Here is a 22,381-nt window from a genome sequence, read left to right as displayed (position 1 = left end):
GGCGCGGCCCACGCGAAGCGTGGCTACTCGATCTCGACGTAGCCGATCGACATCTTGTCGCCGCCGCGACGATGGAACTCGAGCTCGACCTCGTCGGCGGCGAAGGGGGCGAAGGCGCACGCGATCGCGGGCACGCCCGCGGCGCCTCGACGGCAGTAGCGCACGCTCGACCAGTCGCGGTCGCCCGTCGTTCGCCGCTTGATCTGGACGCCGTCCGGCAGACCGGTCGCGTCGTAGGCACATGCGCGTACGGAGATGCGTGAGATCGGCGCATTCGGCGCGATACGAAGCGCGATGCGCCGCTTCGGATCCGTCGTCGCGGACCAGCACGCGCCCAGGTCCGGGGCGTCGATCGCGTTGCCCGGTCCGGATTCGGCGTCGACGGTGCGTCCGCGCGTTCCGAGCAGGCGGACGGTCTTCGCGCCGCCTCCGCCGGCGACGACACCGCCGCCGGACGGCGACCCAGCGACCGGGCGCGAGCCGACGTGGGTGTCGAAGACCGACCGGATCCGATCGAAACGAAGCGCGATGCCGTAGCGGCTCGCGCCGTCACAGGTCGGTGCGTCGGACTCGGCGAACGGGTCGACGACATCGTTCGGCGTGCAGACGCTCAGCAGCATCGCGAGCGGGACGTTCGACATGCCGATCCCCGACTGTGTGTCCTCGAGGACCGCGCCGCTGAACCCCTTCATCAGCCGGTCGCCCTCGCTGCGCGAGCGGACGGTCACGTAGCCGCGGCGCGCGTCGTGCTCGACGGTCGTGACGACGAAACCCTTCACGTTTCCCCCGCTCATCGCCTTGAGCTGGACGTCCTCGGCCGCCTCGATCAGGCGCGTCGCCTCGGGCAACCCGAGACGGCTGAAGCACGGTCCAGCGGAGGGAACGCGCGCGAACGCGAGGTCGATCGCGGGAACGGGCTGGACCGGCTCGTCGGCGATCTGGGCCTCGGTGCCGTCTCGAAAGCCGACGATGCCGCGCTCGAGCGCCCCGTCGGCCCGCCGCAGCACGTGGGCCGGTGTCGCGAGCCAGCAGTGTCCGTCGCTCGGCGGACCGAAGAGCCAACCCTGACCACTGTCTGCGCTCGAGAGCCGGACCCCCACCAGCTCGGCGAACGTCGGCGTCGCGAGAAGACAGGCCACGAGCGGAAGTGCGATCGTCGACAGGCGCACGACGCGCGCGTCAATCATCATCTCGATCCCTCCCCTCGGCCCGGTCCGAGTCGCGTGAGGCGTCCCGCCGCTCAGCGTTCGCCGCGCCGTCCACGGCCTCGGCCACGTCGGCCGTCCGTAGGAATCCGAACAAGAAATTCACCGCCGCGAAGAGCACGCCCAGCATGAACTGGATGCGCACGACGCCGGGGTCCTTGAACTGTTGGACCAGCGCGCTCACGGCCAGCGTGTCCGCCCCTTCGAAGCCCGCCCGATAGAGATTCAGCGTCGGCGAGCTCGTCGTCACGGCGACGGACAGCTCGTCCCTTCGAAACGAATCGATGCGCGCCGAGCCGACCCAGGCCGCCGGCCGGCGTCCCTCGACCGGGTGGTCCTCGACGATGCGCGAACCGGGCAGGACGTCGATCTCGCCTGCGAGGTACAGCCCCGGGGCGAATCGGAAGGGGCCGATCCGTTCCAGCGCGCGGGCGTAGATCTTGACCGTGGCGGAGATCAAGGCGCCGGCGCGACCCGACCCGCCCACGATGACGCCCTCGTCTCCGATCTCCGCGGCGCCCCAGATCGGCAGCGGCGGCATGTCGGCGCGGCAGGTCGAGCGCTTCCCGTCCGACTCGATCACGATCAGGCTACCCGGACCAAGCATCGCGACGGCGCCGCTCTCCGGAACGAACCGGGTTGCGACGCCTTCGACACCGAGCGTCTCGACGACGATCTCGGTCCGCGAGTCGGAGGTGCGGCGATAGCGGATGCGCGTGCCGAGCGAGGGCTCGAGACGACCCTTGCGACATTCTGGCGTCGCCGCGTCTTCGAAGACGTCGGCGTTCGGACGCACGACCGACACGAGACCGGTGACCGATCCGATCGTCGCCGCCTGCGGATTGTCCACTTCGAAGGCGACCGTCTCGGTCCCGGCCTCGATCGCCATGATGGTCTGGGGCCGTGGCAAGAGGACGAGCGTCAGGAACGCCGCTCCCACGACGAACACGAGCATCGGGGAGAGCCGCAGCATGTCGCCGATGGCGTCACAGATATCGCGACCCGCCCGACGCCAGGAGCGCTCGGCCGCGCGCGCGCACCAGGCGCAGCAGGGACGGAGTCGGCGTCGGATCCGAACCCACATCGATCCCGGTCGGTCGTCGCTCACGGCCGGCCGGGAAGTCGCACGGGATAGTGGAGGTGTCGACGTTCGAGCGAGAGGATCACGACGTGCAGGTCGACCAGCCCCGTTGCCTTCGGGCTGGAGACGTCGAGCACGCACTCCCGATCCGCCGCGACCGCCACTTCCTTGTCGACCGAGCCACACGCCGTCGAGCTGATGACCTCGGGCGTGTCTTCACGCGTGAGCAGCCGCGCGTGTGCCTGGAGCCCGTGCGTATTCAGCTGGACGCGCAGCACGTCGCCCCCCGCGTCGTCTCCGCGCGCCGGCGCGTACACCCGCACCGCGGACAGGTCGCTGCACTTCCCGCCCTGCGGCACCGCAGCGCGCACCAGCACCTGCTCGGGCGAATAACGCGACAGCAGTCGGCGCTCGTCGACGGAAATCGGCCCAGCGACGACGGAGGCCGACGGCGACGCCGCAATGTCGAAGGGATTGTCGGACCAGAAGAGACCGTCTCGCGTGACGACCCGAATGCAGAGCCGCGACGGTTCACCGGGCGTCGGTTGCACGACCGTGACCTCGGGAGGGAAGCTGAGTACGGCCGGCGCCCCGAGCATCAGCCCGACCAGCTCGGTGCCACTCACGTCCGCACGACCGGAATAGCTCTCTCTCGGCGCCGGCCGATCCAACGTCGCCCGGAACACCCCCGGGTCCGCGACGGCGGTCGAGCCCCTGAAAGGGATCAGCGCGAGGCCGACCCACGCTGCGATGCGACTTCGACGAATCACGTGGCGCACTCCTTTCCTGAGACCCGAGCGATGGTAGGCGGTCGGTCCGAGACGCGCCGCGCCCCGCGTCTCCGAGCACGCGCACGAGCCCACGCTAGTCGGAAACGGACCCAGCGGTGGTGGCGAAACCGCAGCCTGGACGTCCTACCCCCACGCGAATCAGGAGCGGGGACCATCGAACCCCTCGTTTGCTCCCGGAGCTCCCTGTTCGCTCGATCGGATTCCCTGCTCGGAGATGTCTTCAGTCGCGAGAGGGGGCCGGCCGCCGCGGCGTCGCCTCGCCCGAGGTGCCCACCGGCGTGTCTCGTCGCAGCGCCGCGTTGTAGTCGCTCGGGGGGATCCAGCTCGGGTGGGGCCAGTGGACGCCGAGCGTGCCGCCCGGGGGATGCAGGGCCACCCAGCGATCGAGGCGCGCTTCGAGGTCGGCGACCCGCGTCTCTTCGTCGGCCGCTCGATCCACCTTCTCGAGCGGATCGGCTTCGACGTCGAAGAGCAGGATCTCCGGCGGTCCGGTTCCGAAGCCGCGATCGCGGATCAGCTTCCAACGGCCGGCTCGGATCGCCTCCTGGCGTCCGAGCACGCCGTTCGCGCCGAAGAAGATCTCTCCCGGCGCCTCGGGCTCGGCGCCCTCGATCTGGGCCCACCGATCGAAGCCGTCGAGCTGCGCGGTCCCGGCGTCCTCGACACCCGCCGCCGCGAGCAGCGTGGGAAACACGTCCATCACCGTAAGCGTCTGCTCGACCGTCCTCCCGCCGCGAAGTCCTGCGGGCCAGCGCAGGGCGGCCGGGACGCGAATGCCGCCCTCGAAGACGGTCGACTTCTCCCCGCGGAGCGGTGCATTGCTCGCACCGAGCGACACATGCCCCCCGTTGTCGGAGAAGAACAACACGATCGTGTCGTCGGCGATCCCTTCCGCTTCGAGCGCACCGAGAATCTCGCCGACGGCGAGGTCGAGGCGGTGGACCATCGCCGCGAAGACCGCGCGCGGTGCCTCGCCGGGCGGATCGAGGATCTTCGAGGCCGCCTCGAGGGGGAGCCCCAGGCGAGCCGCCACCTTCTCGAGAAAGTCGTCGTGGGCGCGAAGATGGGGCGCACTCGAGAGGTCCGCGTAGCGCTCGACGAGCTCCTGTGGCGCTTGCATGGGACTATGGGGCGCGTTGAAGGGAACGTAGAGGAAGAGTGGCCGCGCGGGATCGCGCTCGGCGATCAGCCGCGCCGCTTCGTCGCCGAGGAGATCCGTGGCGTATCCCTCTTCGCGGATCGTCTCGCCGTTTCGCTGCCAGTCGATCCCGCCCGCGCGCGAATGCGTGTAGTAGTCGAGCGCCCCGAGAAGATGACCGTAGAAGTGGTCGAATCCTCGCCGATTCGGCGTGTACATCTCGTGCCCGTGACCGAGGTGCCATTTCCCGACGATCGCGGTCTGGTAGCCCGCCTCGCCGAAGGCCTCGGAGAGCAGCCGCTCGCCGACGGGCAGCCCGAAGTAGTCCCACGGACGCGTGACGCCGAACGCGAGCCCCGAACGCACGGGCGAGCGACCCGTCATCAGGGCGGCCCGCGTCGGCGTGCAGACGGGCTGGACGTAGAATCGATCGAGCTCGACGCCTTCGCGGGCGAGCGCGTCGATGTTGGGCGTCTCGATCCGGGCGCCGTGGTAGCCGACGTCGCGCCAGCCGAGGTCGTCCGCGAGCAGGATCACGACGTTCGGACGGGACGGGGTCGATGTCGCCGGGAGCGAGGGGGAAATCGCGGTCGAGGGGTGTCCGCCGTTCATGGGCATCGCACACGCCAGGAGCGCGCAGGCCAGCTGCGCCGTGATGGCGAGGACGAGTCCGCGATCGAACCGAATCATGCTGTGCTCCGGGACGTACGCGCGCCGTGCGTTGAGTCGAAGAACCCGACGCAGGACGCCCCCCGCGCGATGTTGCGCCGACCGAGGGCGCGAGAGCGACCCCTCGCGGGGTCGCTCGCCGCACCGTATCGATTCAGTTCGACGGCGGTGCGCCACTCACGGCCGGCAGGTCGCTGCCCATGAGATCTTTCGGATCGTTCACGATCAGGATCTCGATGCGTCGGTTGCGTGCTCGTCCCGCGACCGTCTCGTTCGACGCGAGGGGCTGCGTCTCGCCCAGACCGCGGGTGCTCACGCGAGCGGGTTCGAGCTTGCCGATCTGCACGAGGAAGTCGCCGACCTTCTTGGCGCGCTCCGTGGACAGGCGCTGGTTGAGCGAGTCGCTCCCGGTCGCGTCCGTGTGCCCGCTCACGATGATCGAGGGATCGCCGAACTCCTCGATGGCCTGCGAGATCTTGTTCAGGAGCGGGAAGTTCGAGGACCCGATCTCGCTGTCACCCACCGCGAATTCGAAGCCGTACGTCGAGAGCACGACGTTCTTGCCGCGACGCGAAACGACGGCCTCGTCTTCGCTGAAGAGTCGCTGGACCCGGTCGTAGCGCGCCTCTTGCGCGGACTCCATCGCGAGCCGGGCCTCGGCCTCCAGCGTCTCGGCCTGCACGGCGAGCGCGACCTCTTCGATCTGCTCACTGGCCGCGAGGAGCTCCTCGATGCGCAGGCGGGTTCCGGTGATCACTTCGTGATTGGGCTGCGTGAACGCGATCTCGTCACCGAGCGGCTTCGCGACCTCGGAGAGCTGCTCCTGGTACCAGAGGATCACCTCTTCGCGGTCGTAGTCGCGCCGTTCGAATTCCTTCGCGAGCGCCGCGATGTACTGGCTCCGGGCGGCGAAGGCGGAGGCCTGCCGGGCGTGAACGTTGGCGGCCTCGACGCGACTTCGGTCGGTCTCGAGGATGCCGGTCGCGATCTCGAGCTCCTTCCTCGCACGCTTGAACGTCTGCGGCGCATAGTCCTTGGCATCCGCGTCGCGCGCGGCGTCGATCGCGGCGCGGGCCAGCGCGGTGGCATCCGACTCCAGCGCCTCGAGCTCGAGGGCCGAGTACGCTTCGATGAGCTCGGGCGTCTCGTCCATCGCGCCCTCGAGGTCTCCTTCCTCGATCAGGCTGGCCGACTCGACGAGCTGCTCCTCGGCCTCCTCCCAGCGATCACTCAAGAGACTCTCGGCGCCTGCTTCGGCGGCGCGCCGACGCGCGGCCAACACGTCGCGCAGGGCTTCCGAAGCCGTCTCGGAGTCCTCGGCCGCCTTGGCGAGTCGGGCCAGACCCTTCTCGGCGAATTTGCCGGCGCCGGTCTGATTGCCCTCGCGGGCCTCGGCGATGGCCTGGTCGAGGAGCTCACTGGCCGCGTTCACGCCGTCGGGGGCGAGTACGTCGTGGCCGGCGGCGCGGGCCGTCTCGAGCTGCGTGTTCAGGCTGGCGACCGCCGCGTTCTCGGCGAAGACCTGCGCGTCGGCAATGGACGTCCCGCTCGAGGCACACGACACGGAGCCCAGGGCGAACGCGATCAGGGAAACCCCGACGATCCACGGGGTGACGAATCCGTGTGCTGATCCGGTCACGCGCGGGAACGGGTGGGATCGGGAAATCTGCATGACGGGCCCTCCTGGATTGCTCGGGCGAGGGAGCGCGTCCCCGCCGGCAAAGGCTGTCCGAAGATACGCTCTGGAACCGGGTCAGCAATGGCGCCTCGACGCGTCGCGACCCCTCGCAGGCGGCTTCGCACGCCTTCTGGAACGGCGGATCCTTGCGGGTCGACAGGCGCTCCGGGAAGCGCCGCCAACGGGCGATCGGGCGGAACGCAGGCCCTCGCCGACCGAAGTCATCCGGACCGTCGCGCGGCATCGGCTGAGAAGCGAGGGTATTCACGCACACGCGGTGCTCGAGGCCTGGCGATCGTGGGCCGAACGGTCGAACTTCCCGCCCACGGTCGATCCGGCATGAACTCGTCCCCCGACGCCGAGCGCGTCCACGGACCGGGAGCGCACGACGTCCCGAATCGCAAGTGAGGCTTCCATCCGCCCGAGACGCTCCGTAGAGCGGTGGCGCGTCCACCGCCGGTACGCTCGTGCCGTCGCCCTGGCGATCGCCCTGGGTTCGTTCCCGACTCCGGGCGCGATTCCAGCGGCGTCGGCCGCCTCCACGGACGGTCCGGCGGGCGCCCCCCTTCTACGGGAGGAGGCACGGAAGCAGACGCGGGAGGCGGAGCGAGGGAGCGTGTCTGCGGGCGAGCCGGCGAACGCCTGGCGGACCCTGCGATTCCAAGGCCGGAACTGGCTGGCGCGATTCTCCGCCGAGCTCGAGATCGAGACCGAGCTGCCGGAGGGGGAGGTCACGGCCGCAGACCCGGGTCGCGGAGACTGGAGGACGGAGCTGCGCACGACCCTGGACGCACGCCTGCTATCGGACAAGTCCAGTCGCCTCCGCGCGCGGTTCGATCCGATGACGGGCGTCGTACGTCGTCTGAGCCAGCTCTCGATGGGACCTCGTCCGGACCTCAAGTCGTATGCGTTCGGCCCGCGGGGGGTCGCGCGCATTCGGCGGAAGCCGCGTCCCGGTCAGCCCCTCGAGTTCCCGGAGCGCTGGCCTGCTGGCCAGGAGACCTTCCACGCCTATGACGCCGAGGCGCTCGGCTGTCCCGTCGTCTCGAGTCCCGCAGCACTCGCCTGGTGGCTCACCTGGGGACCCGCCGCGACGACGGTCCGATCCAAGGAGTCTCGAGCCTGTTATTTCCTGGGCAAGACGCTCTATCGGGTCGAAGTGGAGCCGCGCGGGACGCGCACCGCGCGCGTCGACTACCAGATCGTGCGTGGAGGGCGGTCGGTCCGTCGCCGCGGTTCGGTGCCCGTGGAACGATTCGCCGTCGTGAGTCGTCCGATCGCCGGGAAGCTCGATGAAACCACGATCGTCGCCGAGATCTCTCTCGATGCAGAGAATCGTCTGCCCTGGCGCTTCGTGATGCGAGAGGGCCCGTTTCGAATCGACGTCGAGCTCGAACGCGCGGACCTACGCGAAGCCTTCCTCGTGCCCCAGCAGCGCCGGGACGAGAACTAGCTCCGGCGCGATCCGCCGTGGGGCGGACTAGCTGTCCGGATGCAGGCCCAGGCGCTTCGACAGATGCGTACCGAAGCGCGCGATGCCCTGCGAGGCGCGCGCCAGCGGGCTTCGGCGCAGCCAGCTGATCTGGATCAGCTTCCTCGGACCGACGTAGCGGGCGTGGCCGTGAAACGATCGGGGCGATCGCCGGAAGGCGAGCAGGGTGCCGTCGGCCGGGACGACTTCGGTCGCGTAGTCATCCAGGTCGGTCGCCGAGTTGAGCATCCGGAGGCGGCCGCCTTCCGCCGTCCACTCCGTGTTCGGGTAGATCAGCACCGTCACGACCTTGCTCCAGTGATCCGTGTGGATATTGCCGTCACTGGCTTCACTCAGGCCGCGGACCGTCGTGTTGGACGGCAGCTCATGCAGGTCCTCGACGCCGAGCTTCGCACCGAGAATGCGAATCCACTCCTCCTCGGCGAGCTGCTCGAGCAGCTCGGCGAAGACCGGACCGTATTCGAGCTTGCCGACCGCGTGGTTGCGCGGCTCGGTGACGTGCGGAAAGTCGTTCGAGATGCCCTCCAGCGCCTCGGGGCGCAGGAACTTCGGGACCACGAGGTAGGGAACGGGCTCCGTTTCCGCCTTCGCCCCTTCGAGGGCCGGGATATCGATCAGGTCACTCACGATCTTCCTCGGCCCTTCGCCACGGACGCGACGAACGCTCGCTCTGGCACCGGACGCTCCGGGGGGGGCGAGGCCCATTCATCGGAAGCGCGAACGCGAGCCAGGGGATACTCTACCGCGTATTCTCTTCTCAGGGGCGCGCATTCGCGTCGTCGGAATCTCCAATGCGCTCCCTTCGTTTCGGACTCTCGCGCCTGGCCACCGTCGGGGGATTCGCTCCCCTACCCGACCGCCAGCGTCTGGCCGCCGGCAGGTGGCTGAGAGGCTGGGGCGAGTCCCTGCTCCTCGAGGGGGCCCACGGGGCCGTCGTGTCCTACGGCAAGAGCGGCCGCACGTGGTTGCGCTTGATGCTGTCGCGCTTCTACGAACGCCGGCACGGCCTGCCGGCGGGATCGTTTTTCGAGTACGACAACCTGAACCGCCAGGACGCCGAGATCCCGATCCTCTTCTTCACGCACGGCAACTATCTCCGGGACTACACCGGCCACTTCGACGATCTCGCCGAGGACTTTCGCGACCGGCCCGTGCTCCTGCTGGTCCGTGATCCCCGCGACATCGCGGTGTCCCAGTATTTCCAGTGGGCGAATCGCATGAGCCCCCACAAGAAGTGGCTGAACCGCTATCCGGCCGACGGTCGTGCGCTCACGATCTGGGAGTTCGTGGCGGATCACGAGGCGGGCCTCGAGCGGGCGATCGCGTTCCTCAACGCCTGGAGTCGAGCCGCCGAGGAGCTCGAGTCGATCGAGGTCGTTCGCTACGAGGATCTTCGCGCGGAGCCCGTGGCGACGCTCGAGCGTGCGCTGCGCTTCCTCGGAGCCGATCCCCAACCGGACGAGGTGCAGGACGCCGTCGAGTACGCGAGGTTCGACAACATGCGACGCCTCGAGGACGAGTCGCTGCTGTCGGCCGCGGGAAGTCGGCTCCTGCCAGGCGAGCGCGGCCGGAGCGACTCCTACAAGGTGCGTCGCGCCAAGGTCGGGGGCTGGCGGGACTACTTCGATGCCGATCAGATCGCGGAGCTCGACGCACGCGTGAAGGCGGGGCTGCGGCCCGGCTTCGGCTACGGTCCGGGCGATTCGAGCGCCGACGCCGAATCCGAGCGATGCGCGGGTCGATGAACCGTCGAGAGAAAGGGGTGATCGTTTGAGCGGGGTGCCCGATTGGCTGAAGAAGGCCGCGATCATCGGAGGGACCGCTCCGCTGCCGGCGTCCGCGCGGGTGTCGCTCCGGGTACGAGGCCTCGCGTCGCTCGAGGTGGCCAAGGCGCGCAAGGCGCAGCTGCTCATCATCGCCCACCCCAAGAGCGGGAACACCTGGCTCAAGGTGATGATCTCGCGGCTCTACCAGGTCCGACACGGCTTCCCCGACTCGCAGATCCACAAGACCGACGAGTTCACCCGCAAGGTGCCCGAGGTACCGCGGATGGCGGCGAGCAACGGCATCTACAGCTACGAAGCCGCCGTCGGCGCGCTCCTCGAACCCGCGACGCGGGATGCCGAGATGAATCGCAAGGCGGTCGTCTTCCTGGCGCGCCACCCCTGCGACATCGCCGTTTCCTGGTACCACCAGTTCACCAAGCGACAGTCGAAGCACAAGCAGGAGCTGATCAACGCCGAGCTGACCCGACCGGTCGACCGCGAGACCGTCGGCATGTGGGACTTCGTTCGGAACAGCGAGATCGGCCTGCTTCACCTGATCGGGTTCCTGAACGACTGGCAGCGACGGCTCGCCGACCATCCGAACGCACTCGTGACCCGTTACGAGGATCTCCGCACGAAGCCCGAGGAGACGCTGCGCGCCGTGATGGCGACGGCGGGAGAGCAGTTCAGCGACGAGGAGATCGAGGAAGCGGTCCGCTTCGGCTCTTTCGACCATCTCCGTGGTCTCGAGAGTCAGGGGCACTTCAAGCAGGGTGGACTCACGCTGCGAGACCGTGAGGATCCGAACAGCTTCAAGGTGCGTCGCGCGAAGATCGGCGGCTACGTGCAGGACTTCGACCCGCAGCAGGTGGCCGAGCTCGACGAGCTCGTCGCGAAGCACCTCTCCCCGGTCTTCGGCTACGGCGCCCGCGGCGCCGTCGGTCCGCTGGCGCTCGACGCCTGAGCCGCGTGCCGACGCCGCGAACCTGGCTCCTGCTGTCGGAGAAAGGCGGCGACAACGCCCAGATCGAGGCGCTGGGCTCGGGCCTGCCCTGGCCCTGCGAGACGCGCGCGCTGCGCATGCTGCCGGAGTGGCTGGAGGCCAAGCCGCCGGTGAAGCCGACCCTCGACTACGTGGACCTGGAGCACAGCGATGCGCTCGAGCCGCCCTGGCCCGATCTGGTCGTCACCGGTGGCCGGCGGCCCTCGAACGTCGCGCTCTGGATCCAGGAACGCTCCGGCGGGAAGACCAGGATCGTGCTGCTCGGCAAGCCCTCCGGCTCCTGGAATCGGATGGCGCTGGTCATCGGCGGCGCGGAGATCCTGCTCCCTCCCCTGCCCAACGTGATGAAGATCCATCTCCCGATGATGCGCATCGATCGAGACCGCGTCGCCGCAGCTGCGGACGAGTGGCGGGCGCGCTTCGAGGGCTTGCCGCACCCGCTGGTCGCGCTGCTCATCGGTGGCCCCACGCGCCCCTTCGTCTACGACGGATCGGTGACGAGCGAGCTCCTCGCGCTCTCGAAGCAGGTCCTCGCCGAGGGCGGAACGCCCTTCGTCACCACGAGCCGCCGAACGCCGGCGGCCGTCGTGGAAGCGCTCGAGACCGGGCTGTCGGACGGCGCATGCCTGCATCGCTGGCAGCCCGACGCGAAGCCGGAGGAGAACCCCTACCTGGGGCTGCTCGGACTGGCGGACGGCTTCGTGGTCACCGCGGACAGCGCGTCGATGGCGATCGAGGTGGCGAGCCTCGGAAAGCCCCTGGGCATCCTTCGCCTGCCGGGCGGGCGTCTCGGTCGACTCGAGCTGATGCGGCGCCGTCTGCTCTCGAAGCTCTTCGCGCCGCGAGGGCCCGGTCTCCTCGAAGGATTCCGCTGCGCGCTGGCGCGGTCGGTCTTTCGCGCGAGACTGGTCTGGGCGAGTCGCGACTTCCGGGTTCTCCACGAATGGCTCGTGAAGGAGGGCTTCGCGGTCTGGGCGGGCGATCCGCTCGGCGCCCCCCCCTCTCCGCTTCCCGACGAGCGCGAGCGGGTCGCGAAACGGGTGAAGTCGCTCTTCCCGGGGTGGACCTGGGAGGACGGGGACGCGACGGACTGAACGACCGCCTCCTCGATCGAGCGCTCGCGGGTCCGGTTGCGCCGCAGTCGATCCGAGCGCAAGTTCTTCGCTCATCGGGAGCTCGAATCGTTGCTGGGAACGGTCTTCATACAGACGAATCCGCGCCAGATGCTCGGCGCGCGGGTCTCGCGCTACTCGCTGCGGCGCAACAGCCCGACGCCCGATGCGTTCGACGTGCGCCTCATCTCGACCGAGGACCACGCCTTCCTGGCCGCGCGCGAGGGCGAGCCCTACCTGCGAGATGGTCGAACGCGAATCTGGCGGATGGACGACCTGCAGTCGTTCACGCCCCTGCGCTTCATGCCCCCCGAGCTGATGGGCTACCGCGGGCGGGCCGTCGTGATCGATCCGGACGTCTTCGCCGTCGGCGACGCCGCCGAGCTCCTTCGCCGGGACATGGACCAACGCGCGGTCGTCGTTCGACACAAGACGGGCTCGAAGGGACGTTCGGGCATCAAGGCGAGCAGCGTCATGCTCCTCGACTGCGCGCGACTCGAGCATTGGAGGACCGGAGCGACGTTCGACGCGATGTTCACGCGCGAGGTCGACTACACCGACTGGATCGGCCTCCGTCTGGAAGATCCTGCGACCCTCGGACCGCTCGAGCCCGCCTGGAACGACTTCGACCACCTGGGAAGCGAGACGAAGCTGCTGCACAACACGAAGCGGTGGACCCAGCCCTGGAAGACGGGCCTTCCCGTCGACTTCGTACCGGGAGATCGGACGAGAGCGTTTCCGCTCGTGGGGGTCCTACGCCGGACCCGTCGACGGATCTTCGGCGACTACGGCCTGCTCGGGCGCTACAAGCCCCACCCGGATCCCCGTCAGGAGGCCTTCTTCTTCGGCCTGCTGCGCGAGTGCCTCGAGAAGGGCGAGATCAGCGAGGATTTCGTGCGCGACGAAATGGCGCGAGACCATGTCCGCCACGACGCCTTCGAAGTGCTTGAGCGTGCCCCTCGCCTCGCCGCAGCATGAGCCGTTCGGTCGCTCGCGTCCGATTCGCGAAGCCGGGCGGGCGGCTCAGGGCTTGCGGGCGATGACGTGGGCCTGGGTACCCGGATAGCGCCGCAGGCCGACGAACTCGAGCGAAGTGCCCCATAGCTCGGCGAGCTTGTCCTCGGTCAGGAACGTCCGCATGTGGATGCCCTTGCGATTGCCCGTCTCGAGCCAACCCCGCTCGCGTCCGGAGGCCGGCATCTTGTCCGGGTCGTGGACGGTGACGATCGACGTGCCACCCGGTCGCAGGATGCGTGCGAACTCCTCGATCCAGAGCGGCTGCAGCGCAAAGGGCGTATGCGTGAAGACCGAGGTCGCGATGATCAGGTCGAAGGATCCGTCGGGATAGTCGAGGGGGGGCTCGAGCTTCGACATGCGGAGGTCCGCGAGTTCGCCGAGTGTCCGGGTCGTCCAGTCGAAGGACGCCTGGTTCACGTCGCACCCGTGACGTTCGACGTCGAAGGGCAGGAAGTGAAGCAGGATCCGGCCCGTGCCGAAGCCGAAGTCGAGCATCCGCTCGACATCGGTCATCTTCACACCGATCTCGCCGAGCTCGCTCAGATAGACGCACGTCTCTCGTGCCCCGGTTCCGAAGAACGTCGTCGGATCCGCCTTGCTCGGGCCCTGGACCTGATCGATCACGTCGACGGGTGGCACCACCGCCGGATCGCTCTGCAGAGGATGCGCGCTCAGGCCGTAGTCGCGGCGGTACAGATCATCCAGCTCGCGGCGCCACTTCTCGGCCTCTTCCCGCGGCATCAGCTTGACCTTGCGCCGGAAGAGGCGCTTCAGCTTTCGCACGTAGGGGTTGCCGGTGTGGACTTCCATCGTCGGCCTCTGCGATCGGACGCTAGGCGAGGCCGGCCGATCCCGACCGACAGGGGCCCGCCGCCCGGCGGGCAATGAAAGCGCGCCTCGGAGTTCGCTGCCAGCGGGCGCTCCGCGACGGGCCGCCCCGAAGCGCCCCGCCCGCGGTTCTTCTGCGCCGGAACGGCCGTCCGCCCCGCGACGCACCCGTGCTCGGTGACGAAACGGAAGGCGATCGCGTTCATCCCGTTCAGGAAGGTATCGTTTCGGTCGGCTTCGCAGTGCGTCGCACGGAGGGTTTCACATGCGTCGGGTTCTCGTCCTTCTTCTCGTTCCGATGTGGATCGTGGTCGGCTGCGCGAAGCGCCCCGTGCTCTACCCGAACGCGTACTACGAACAGGTCGGAGAGGTCGTCGCCCAGGAGGACGTCGATGACTGCATCGCGCTCGCCGAGAACGCCGACCTCGATACGAATCAGGCCGCAGAAGCCGCCAAGAGGACCGGCGCGGGGGCGGCCGTAGGGACCGCGACGGGAGCGGCGACGGGCGCGATCCGGGGCGGCGCGGGAATCGGCGCGCTGATCGGGCTCGTCTCGGGATCGATCATCGGATTCTTCTCGTGGATGATCGGCTCCTCCGAGCCCGATCCGGTCTTCGTCAACTACGTCGACCGTTGTCTCGCGGAGCGAGGCTACGAATCCATCGGCTGGAAGTAGCGCCCGCGCATTCGAGGCGAACGAACCCGCGCCCGTCCGCCGGTGGCGGCGGCGGCGGCGTCGGAAGCCGTGGAAGGTAGACCCCGAAGGTCGCGCCGCTACGGTCGGGCGTCCGGCCGGAGGCCCGCGAGTGCGCCTTCGCAGTCGTCGCGGGGAGGCGACGGCTCGGCCGTCACACCCGTCACGATGGCAGGCAGATCGATGTTCTCGAGAATGGCGGCGTAGTTGGCGAGGATCAGCTCCGTGCGGTTCTCACCCGTGCCGGGCGACATGATCCGCTCTGGCTTCGCATAGCGCGCGAGCGGCTCGCCCGTTCTCGAATCGCTGAGCTCCATGGCGAAAGTCAGCGATGCCCAGTCGCCCGTGCCGCCCGTGCGACGCCGACGCGCGATCTCGAGGTCCTCGATGGCGATCTGAAGGCGGATCACACACCGACCTGCCCGGTCGGCGACCTCGATCCCCCCGCTCTCGGCGTTGTCGACGAGGGACTGCTCGAGCAGTCCGAGGAACTCGTTCTCGGTCCGCTCGTTCAGAGTCGGCGAACCCGACGCGTACTCGATCGTCGCGAGCGGGAAGTAGACGGCATCGAAGCCGCCGATCCGATGGTCCTCGCGGATGAAGAGCTCGCCGTCCGCCTCGATGTCGACCTTCACGAGGTCGCCGATGCGCTCCGCGGGCGGGGGCGAGGAAACGGGCGGCGGACTCTCCTGGCTCGGGGCGCCGCCCGGTTCGCCCGTGGCGCAGGCCGTCGCCATCGATAGGCCGAGAAGGAGAAGAAGGAGAACGGTCGGCGTTCGCTTCGACATGGATTCGTCCCTCCGCCTGGCAGAAGCCCGCAGTGGAGCGAAGGGCCACGCTCCGGGGTCGGCGAGGCATGTATCTGAACGTCCGTCAGCAAAGATAGCCCTTGCGCCGAATCGTGCCCACAAGGCTCCCTCGCCCCGCCCTGGGATCGCCCCGGGTCCGCGAGGCTCGCGACAGCCCGTGGAGACGGCACGCGGGCAGGGGCGATCCGCCTCCCCGAGGTGTCAGTGCGCTACAGCCTGCCGGCTCATCATCCCTTCGCGAGGCCCTCGTTCCGTTCTTGCTCGAGGCGCAAGCGAAATCGGACCGTCGCCGAGGACTGCGGGGTGAACGGCGGGAATCTCCGCAAGGGCGACGCCGTCGTGAAGGTCGACGGCTCCGCGAACCGCGACGAGAAGATCTTCGACGCTCCCTACGCGTTCGACGACGGGCTACGCCCTCGCTGCGCGCGCGCGGCGCCTCCGCGAGTGCCATGCGAGCGCGCCGATGCCCGCCATGAGCGACACCCCGGTCGCGGGCTCGGGACAGTTCCGCACGGACTGCCAGCCCGTACCCGGCACATAGGGCGTGCCGGGCACGGCGACGAACTCCGGCCGTCCGTTGGGGGCCCAGACGAAGACGGGGGTGCAGTCGCCGGCTTCCCAGGTCGCGGTGCGGGTCGCGTCGAGAGAGCCGTCGTCGTCGATGTCGATCTCTTCGAGGGCGAGCAGATCGAGCTCGTCGTAGTGGAGCGTCTTGCGGTACTCGAAGCCGAAGAACTCGGCGACGAAGGCGCCCTGGCTGGTGTCGACCGTGAAGACCTCGACCACGCGGCGCCCCTCTGCGTCGTACTGGTAGTCGCCCGTGCCGCCGCCGAAGAAGACGGGCCCGCCCGGGAAGACCTGGGACCAGGTGGAGGTGACATCGTCGGGCTGGCCGTCGGGGCGCCAGTTGTAGGTCGTCTCGACCTCGAGGCCGGGGAAGCCCATGCTGCCCGGCGAAACGAGGGTCGCCACGTCGGGCAGCGAGTCGCCGCCGTAGACGAGGGTCAGCGTGGTCTGCAGCGCGTCCGTCCCCGCATCCCGCGTCTCGACGGTGTCGAGGTCGGGTCCGGCGTAGGCGAAAGTCGAGTACGTCGCGCTCACCACGCCATCGAAGTCGAAGGTCGAGTCGCTTCGGGTCGCAGCCCCGCCCACGTAGGTCTGGACCACGGCGATCGATTCGGTCGAGGCGTCCATGTTCACGCGATCGAGGGTCGTCGAGGTCGTCAGGCCCGCCGCGTCGAAGTCGAAGGTGCTGATCTCGCTGGCGGCCTCGTCGTCCTCGGTCACGAATCGGTCGGGCGTACCGTCGCCCGTGTACGTGTAGGTCGCGCCGGTCGGATCGCCGGCGGCGTCGTACTGGATCACCGTCTGGGCGTCCATCACGCCGTCGGCGTCGTAGTCGTGGTCGATCGTCGTCAGTCGATACGGCAGCTCGCCCGCCCCCGCCGCGCCCGCGCCCAGTCCGCCGAGAGCGATGGCCGCCCCCACCACTCGACCGGCTCCTCTCGACATGCTCCGAAATTTCATGCTCGCTCCTTCTGGCTCGCTCCCCTCGCGGAGGGGCGGCCTCGATCGTCTCGGGACGATCGAAATGGGCCATGGAACCGAGGCGAGGTTCCACGGTCAGGCGACTTTCGCGCCTATCTGCCCTTCGCCGTGGTCGCCTCGCGCGGATCCGCACCGACCGCGAGCGTGCCGTCGTCCCGCCGCCGGATCGCGCCGACCGCGCTGAAGTGCGGATCCCAGTCGTCCCAGCGACGAACGCGGTAGCCGAGCGCCTCGAGGTCGTCGGCGATCGCATCGTAGAGCGTCGCCTCGAGCTCGATCATGCCGGGCTCGGAATCGTGGGGCGAGAACGAGTCCGGCCAGGTGAGCGACCGGAAACGCGGCTGGTCGATCGCCTCCTGGATCCCCATCTCGAACACGAGATGATTGAGCAGGACCTGCAGGTTCGCCTGGGTCTGCATCTCGGCGCCCGGCGTGCCGAAGCTCATGACGTGCCGGCCGTCCCGCAGCAGCATCGCGGCGTGGGGCGTGACACGCGGCCGTTTCCCCGGCGCGAGGGCCGTCGGGCTCTCTGGATCGAGCCGGAACTGGGTCATGCGGATGCCGAGGACGAGCCCCGTGTCGGGCACCATCGGCGAAACCGGAAAGTCGCTCGGGGTCATCGACACGCTGTTCCCCTCGCCGTCCACGACCGCCAGATAGGTCGTGTCGCGACCGAATCTCGGCGGTGCGGAGAAGGCGTGACGCGTCGGGGAAGCCGGACGCCAGGCGGCATCCCCCGGGACGTCACCCGGCGGGGGGAGCGCGCCGAATGCACGCGACCCCATCTCGGCACGCCGCTTCGCGGCGAAGGCTTCGGAGAGCAGGACGCCGAGGGGCACGTCGACGAAGTCGGGATCGCCGGCGTACGCCTCACGATCCGCCATCGCGAGCTCGAGCGCCTGGACGAGGGTATGGACGTAGCGCGCGCTGTTGTGTTCGAGCCCGTCGACCGCGACGCCATCGAGGATCTGCGCCGCCATCAACAGTGCGATGCCCTGGGTCCAGGTCCCGTTCGACAGCAGCTCGTACCCACCGAAGCGGGCCCGCAGCGGAGCTTCCCACTTGCCCGCATAACCCGCCAGATCCTCGGCCGTCATGAACCCGTCGTGCGCTTCGTGGAGCGCGACGATCGCCTCGGCAATGTCCCCTTCATAGAACCGCTCGCGGACGGCTTCGAGGCAGACCTCCCTTTCGCCTCCCTCCTCCAGGCAGCCGGCCTCGGTACGCGCGAGCGCAGCGAGCGTCTTGGACAGATCGACCCGACGCAGGCGTTCGCCGGCGCGGATCGGTTTCCACCACTCGCCCTGGGTGAAGACCTTCGCGTTGTAGGGGAGCAGCAATCGCATTCCGAGCCGCTCGATCCAGCTGAGATCGAGGTTCCTCGCCGTGGTCGCATGGATGGCGAACCCCGCCTCGGCGATCTCGATCGCGGGCGCGGCCAGCTCGCCGAAGGGGCGGGTGCCGTGGCGCTGCAGCAGCTCCACGATCACGTCGGGCGAGGCGGGTACGAGCTGGGCGATCACGTCGCGCGCCGGGACGACCTCGTGGCCACGCGCTCGGAACGCTTCGATCGTGGCGGCGGCGGGTGCCGTGCCGACGCCGACGTAGCTGCTCGCCTCCCCCGCGGTGGCGTCCCACACGAGGAGCGGCGCGATGCTGGGGAAGCTCGCGGCCTCACCGAAGGTCACGTTCAGCACGAGGAGACCGGCGACCGCGGCGTCGAAGGCGTTCCCGCCCCGCGCCAGCACGTCGTCCATGGCCTCGGCGGCCCAGGGCGTCCCGGCGACGACGGCGTACTCGCTCGCTTCCAGGGTCCGTCGCGGCGTCCGTGTCGGGTCGTCGAACGCGATGAGCTCGCGACCGCCGCAACCGAGCGCCACGGCGATCAGCAGCCACCCGGCTCCGACCGCGTACACCGAGCTCCGCTCCCTCCGAATCGATCGCCTCGAACCCATCCCGTCCCTCCCGGCCGCACCGATCGCCCACGCGCCCTGCCGCGGCGGACTCTAGGCCTGGACGCCCGGCCCTCGCTCGTCGGAGCAGCCCGGAGCCGGAACGGCGAAGCGCGCTGGCGAGCCGGTTCGGGAGGCGCGCGATCGAAGTCGAGCAGAGTGAGTCACTTTCGCCCCGACCGATCGCGGCGCGACCTGCGTCGCGTCGATCGAATCCGAGAACGATCGACGGTTCGGGATCGGGCCCCGCCCCCGGACGCCGACGGACGCATCGATCTGCCACATCGCCCTGCGGAGGACCACGTCCGGGTGCAGCGTCGCGCGGGCGGGTCACGGCTCGCTTCGAGGCGGTCGTCTGCCAGGAGGTCTCGACGCTCCATGGATCCTCGAGTGAAGCGACGGCGTTTCGCGCTCCCCGTCCTGACGCTTCTGATGGTCGTCGCGGGCGGCGCGGGCGGGTCTGCCCAGGCGCAGGTCGGCCTGACGACGCTCTCGGCCGAAGACGGAGGGGACTGGTTCGATCCTTCGATCTGGGACGGCGGCGCCGCACCAAGCGCCGACGACGTCGTGATCGTCGAGAACGGCGCGACCGTCGCGCTCCGCGCCGACTCCCCGTTCCTGGAGGGCGACGTTCCCTCGTCCTGGCACCACGTCTTCCTCGGGCCAGGAAGTCTCGCCGCAGACGACACGGCATGGCGCTTCGAGCGCCTCGTACTCCAGGGATCGCCTCCGGCGATCGGCCCGGCGGCGGCCGCCTTCGGCGGGAACCTCGACATCGGTCGATCCGTGGTCGTGGGAACGCCTCACTTCGGCCTCGAGGGGGCGACCCACCCGGCTGGACCGGACACGCTGCGTGTCGGAGGCAACCTCACGGGCAGTGCGGGTCGGGACGCCGACCGCGGGAGCGGGCTCACGGTCGGACGAGGCTCCATCGGCCAATCGGACCCGCCAGCGGGCTATTCGGAGGGCGCGATCGAGGTCGGCGGATCGGTGCGCGGTTTCTCCGGCGTCGCGGTGGGGACGTCCTTCAGCGAGCGTTCATTCGTTCTCGATCCCGACTTCCGCAACGTCGGGCGCCTCTCCGTCGGAGGCGATCTCGAGGTCACCCTCGGCATCCCCCAGCCGTCGGGTCCCGTCCTGCGCGACGTCGCGGTCGGCGTCTCGTCGGCTCCGGTCGTCGCCGTCGACGGAACGCTCGAAGTCGGAGGAGACGCCATCCTCGACTACATCACCGTCGGATCGGGGACCGGCCGCCCCGCGACAGGGACGTTCGAGGTCGCGGGAAACGTCGTCGGCGCGCAGACCGTGATGGTCGTCGGGCAGCTCGTTCCCGCCTTCGACGTCCGGAACGACACGCCGGTCTCCGCGCCGAGAGAGGTGACCGGCACGGTCGAGATCGGGGGCGACCTCGAGACCCTGGCCCTCTACCTCGGCACCACCCGTTACCGCTCGGAATCCCACTTCGATCCCGCGGATCGGGTCCACGCCGCGGTCCGCGTCGGAGGCGATCTGCGCAGCGCGCCCTTCACCGACGACCTCTACGACACCGGCTACGTGTCGGCCGGCGTTGGTCGAGGGGCCGGCGACTACGACACCAGGCTGACCGTGGAGGGCGACACTGAACTGACGGTCGACGTGCTCGTCGCCGGCCTCTATCGGTCGGCCCGCGAGGACGCAGGCCACGCGACGGGGATCCTCGATCTCGCCGGCGGGTCGATTCGCGGCACCTCCTCCGAGACGAGCCTGCTCACCATCGGCAAGGTGGACGATCGGGGGAGCGCAAAGGGACGGCTCGACTTCTCCGGTTCCATCGAAGGCTTCGCCTCAACCGAGATCGGCGTCGCGCTCGCGGACGGCCACGCCGACGGAGCGGTCGCGCTGAACGGCGGATCCCTTTCCACGCAGCGCGCGCGAATCGGGGTCGCCGAGTCCGACGACGGCTCGGCGCGCGGTGCACTTCGCCTCGCCGGAGCTCGCGTCGACGTCTCCGGCGAGATGGAGCTGGGCACCGGATCCGAGCTCTCGATCGTGCTCGACCACGAGCCCGACGCGGAGCGTTCCGCCGTGATCCGGACCGGAACGTCGGTCCTCGACGGCGTTCTCGAGGTGGTCTTCGGTCCGAAAACGGGGCTGGGCGTCTACCCCTTGATCACCGCGGAGGCGCCCGGCGGTCTCTCGGGTGGCTTCGACCGGATCGACGTCGTCGGGATCGACCCCTCACGGACCCGCTTCGAGATCGACACCGTGTCCGTCGGCGAGCGCGTCGTCGAGTCGTTCCGGGTCCGCGTCGTCCCCGAGCCCGGAACCGCGCTGCTGCTGGGAATCGGTCTCGCCGGCCTGGCTGCATCGCGCCGGCGGCCCCGCATCGGGCATCTCCCCGTCCGCTGAGACGCCTGGAGCGCCCGGGCCCAGTTCGATCGCGACGGGCACTACCGCTCGCCGGCCTGCGGAGCGGTCCCCGCGCGTCCTTCCAGCATCGGCCGCTCGATCCAGCGCCAGGAGGCCTCGACCAGCAAGAAGGTCAGACCGAGGACGAGAACCATCTGGTCGAAGAGTGGAACGTCGAGTCGCCGCGTCCAGATCACCAGCGGCATGTGGAAGAGATATCCCGCGTAGGATCGACGACCGATCCAGACGAGCGTCCGATGCTGCAGGAATCGGACGACGGGGTGCCCGGGGGCTGCCTCGACGACGAAGAGAAGGATCGCGGCGCTGGCGAGCCCGATGCAGAGGAATCCGCCGAGGTAGAGATAGGGCTGATCGGGAGCGGTGGTCGCGGCGACGAACACGAGGAACGCGCAGGACGCCGCGGCGACCGGGCCGAGCACGGAGGGCTCGGTGAGGGATTGCCGCAGTTCGGGATCCCGGCGAGCGAGCGCGACGAGGCACCCCAGGAGCAGCCCGCTCGCGCGGTAGTCGCTCCCGTAGTAGAGGCGATTCCAGCCCCAGTCCGTGTCCCAGAACGGAATCGAGAGGGAGAGGAGGATCCCGAGCACGACGACGCGACGGATCGCGGCTTCCGATCCGGCGTGGCGCGTGAGAAAGATCAGGGCGACCGGCCAGACGAGATAGAACTGCTCCTCGATCGACAGCGACCAGACGTGCGCGATCGCGCGCATGTAGGGCAGATCGAAGGCGACCAACCAGTTGAATCCGTAGAGCACCGCGAGGAGGACCGAGGCATTGAGTTCCTCGAGCGTCGGGTACGCGCGGGCGTCGGGGTCGAGCACGAGAAGGCTCACGCTCAACACGCCCAGGAGCATCGCAGCGAAGGCGGGAAGCAGTCTTCGCGCCCGGCGGAGATAGAAGGCCGTGAGGTCGATCGTCTGGCGGCGGTCGAGCTCGTCGAGCAGCAGTCCCGTGATCAGGAATCCGGAGAGCACGAAGAAGAGGTCGACGCCGACGAAGCCGCCGGGAATCCAGGGCTTGGTCTCGAGGTGGAAGAAGACGACCGAGAGCAGCGCGATCGCACGCAACCCATCCAGCCCCTCGATCCGCTTCCGTTCGCCGCTCACCCTCGTCGCCCTCGCCCTCTTCGACCTTCGTATCGGCCGGGGGCGTGGGTGCCTGAAGCACGCTCCTGCCTGCCGCCGAGCGA

18 protein-coding genes are annotated in these 22,381 nt (G+C 69.3%); 7 read left to right on the top strand and 11 right to left on the bottom strand.

Going from position 1 to position 22,381, the window contains the following annotated elements; all coding sequences use genetic code 11:
* Positions 1-23 precede the first annotated feature (23 nt).
* The 5 genes from NXI30_20695 to NXI30_20675 form a co-directional block, all read right to left on the bottom strand.
* Positions 24-1,190, bottom strand: a complete 1,167-nt coding sequence (locus tag NXI30_20695) for a hypothetical protein (GenBank protein MCR9096649.1) — start codon at positions 1,188-1,190, stop codon at positions 24-26.
* Positions 1,180-2,178 (bottom strand): hypothetical protein, encoded by a 999-nt coding sequence (locus NXI30_20690; protein MCR9096648.1) that lies wholly within the window; start codon positions 2,176-2,178, stop codon positions 1,180-1,182. Before NXI30_20690 ends, NXI30_20695 begins: the two co-directional genes overlap by 11 nt.
* A gap of 131 nt (positions 2,179-2,309) precedes the next feature.
* Complete coding sequence (locus NXI30_20685) at positions 2,310-2,912, bottom strand: hypothetical protein (protein ID MCR9096647.1); 603 nt, start codon at positions 2,910-2,912, stop codon at positions 2,310-2,312.
* A 385-nt stretch (positions 2,913-3,297) separates the two neighbouring features.
* The gene (locus tag NXI30_20680) at positions 3,298-4,905 is read right to left on the bottom strand and encodes an arylsulfatase (protein ID MCR9096646.1); all 1,608 of its coding nucleotides are present in this window, start codon (positions 4,903-4,905) and stop codon (positions 3,298-3,300) included.
* A gap of 133 nt (positions 4,906-5,038) precedes the next feature.
* Positions 5,039-6,556, bottom strand: a complete 1,518-nt coding sequence (locus NXI30_20675) for an OmpA family protein (protein ID MCR9096645.1) — start codon at positions 6,554-6,556, stop codon at positions 5,039-5,041.
* 622 nt (positions 6,557-7,178) lie between these two features.
* Here NXI30_20675 and NXI30_20670 point away from each other — a divergent pair.
* Positions 7,179-8,015 (top strand): hypothetical protein, encoded by an 837-nt coding sequence (locus tag NXI30_20670; GenBank protein MCR9096644.1) that lies wholly within the window; start codon positions 7,179-7,181, stop codon positions 8,013-8,015.
* A gap of 27 nt (positions 8,016-8,042) precedes the next feature.
* Here the strand turns inward: NXI30_20670 and NXI30_20665 are convergent, their stop codons facing one another.
* Positions 8,043-8,681, bottom strand: a complete 639-nt coding sequence (locus NXI30_20665; protein MCR9096643.1) for a 2OG-Fe(II) oxygenase — start codon at positions 8,679-8,681, stop codon at positions 8,043-8,045.
* A gap of 164 nt (positions 8,682-8,845) precedes the next feature.
* Between NXI30_20665 and NXI30_20660 the strand changes: the two genes are divergently transcribed.
* From NXI30_20660 to NXI30_20645, 4 genes are all read left to right on the top strand, one after another.
* The gene (locus NXI30_20660; protein MCR9096642.1) at positions 8,846-9,799 is read left to right on the top strand and encodes a sulfotransferase domain-containing protein; all 954 of its coding nucleotides are present in this window, start codon (positions 8,846-8,848) and stop codon (positions 9,797-9,799) included.
* A gap of 34 nt (positions 9,800-9,833) precedes the next feature.
* Positions 9,834-10,784, top strand: a complete 951-nt coding sequence (locus NXI30_20655) for a sulfotransferase domain-containing protein (GenBank protein MCR9096641.1) — start codon at positions 9,834-9,836, stop codon at positions 10,782-10,784.
* 5 nt (positions 10,785-10,789) lie between these two features.
* Positions 10,790-11,917, top strand: a complete 1,128-nt coding sequence (locus NXI30_20650) for a mitochondrial fission ELM1 family protein (protein ID MCR9096640.1) — start codon at positions 10,790-10,792, stop codon at positions 11,915-11,917.
* Between the two features lie 90 nt (positions 11,918-12,007).
* Entirely contained in the window at positions 12,008-12,913 is a 906-nt protein-coding gene (locus NXI30_20645) for a hypothetical protein (protein ID MCR9096639.1), read from the top strand.
* 45 nt (positions 12,914-12,958) lie between these two features.
* Here NXI30_20645 and NXI30_20640 read toward each other — a convergent pair whose 3' ends face one another.
* Positions 12,959-13,762 carry a class I SAM-dependent methyltransferase gene (locus NXI30_20640; protein MCR9096638.1) on the bottom strand — a complete coding sequence of 268 codons (804 nt, stop codon included), beginning with the start codon at positions 13,760-13,762 and terminating at the stop codon, positions 12,959-12,961.
* Between the two features lie 283 nt (positions 13,763-14,045).
* Between NXI30_20640 and NXI30_20635 the strand changes: the two genes are divergently transcribed.
* Positions 14,046-14,456 (top strand): hypothetical protein, encoded by a 411-nt coding sequence (locus NXI30_20635; protein ID MCR9096637.1) that lies wholly within the window; start codon positions 14,046-14,048, stop codon positions 14,454-14,456.
* Positions 14,457-14,554: 98 nt separating this feature from the next.
* Here NXI30_20635 and NXI30_20630 read toward each other — a convergent pair whose 3' ends face one another.
* The 3 genes from NXI30_20630 to NXI30_20620 form a co-directional block, all read right to left on the bottom strand.
* Positions 14,555-15,262 carry a DUF3313 domain-containing protein gene (locus NXI30_20630; protein ID MCR9096636.1) on the bottom strand — a complete coding sequence of 236 codons (708 nt, stop codon included), beginning with the start codon at positions 15,260-15,262 and terminating at the stop codon, positions 14,555-14,557.
* 429 nt (positions 15,263-15,691) lie between these two features.
* Positions 15,692-16,810, bottom strand: a complete 1,119-nt coding sequence (locus NXI30_20625; protein ID MCR9096635.1) for a PEP-CTERM sorting domain-containing protein — start codon at positions 16,808-16,810, stop codon at positions 15,692-15,694.
* A gap of 113 nt (positions 16,811-16,923) precedes the next feature.
* Positions 16,924-18,747: a gamma-glutamyltransferase gene (locus tag NXI30_20620; protein ID MCR9096634.1), complete on the bottom strand. Its 1,824-nt coding sequence runs from the start codon at positions 18,745-18,747 to the stop codon at positions 16,924-16,926.
* Positions 18,748-19,161: 414 nt separating this feature from the next.
* On the opposite strand from NXI30_20620, the gene NXI30_20615 reads away from it, so the two are divergent.
* Positions 19,162-21,171: a PEP-CTERM sorting domain-containing protein gene (locus NXI30_20615; GenBank protein MCR9096633.1), complete on the top strand. Its 2,010-nt coding sequence runs from the start codon at positions 19,162-19,164 to the stop codon at positions 21,169-21,171.
* Positions 21,172-21,212: 41 nt separating this feature from the next.
* Here NXI30_20615 and NXI30_20610 read toward each other — a convergent pair whose 3' ends face one another.
* Positions 21,213-22,298, bottom strand: a complete 1,086-nt coding sequence (locus NXI30_20610) for an acyltransferase (GenBank protein MCR9096632.1) — start codon at positions 22,296-22,298, stop codon at positions 21,213-21,215.
* Positions 22,299-22,381: the final 83 nt, after the last annotated feature.

It is taken from the genome of bacterium (assembly GCA_024742285.1).
Taxonomy (GTDB): domain Bacteria; phylum Myxococcota_A; class UBA9160; order UBA9160; family UBA4427; genus UBA4427.
The sequence above is the reverse complement of the archived record's forward strand: the minus strand, read 5'-3'. Positions and strand labels throughout refer to the sequence as shown.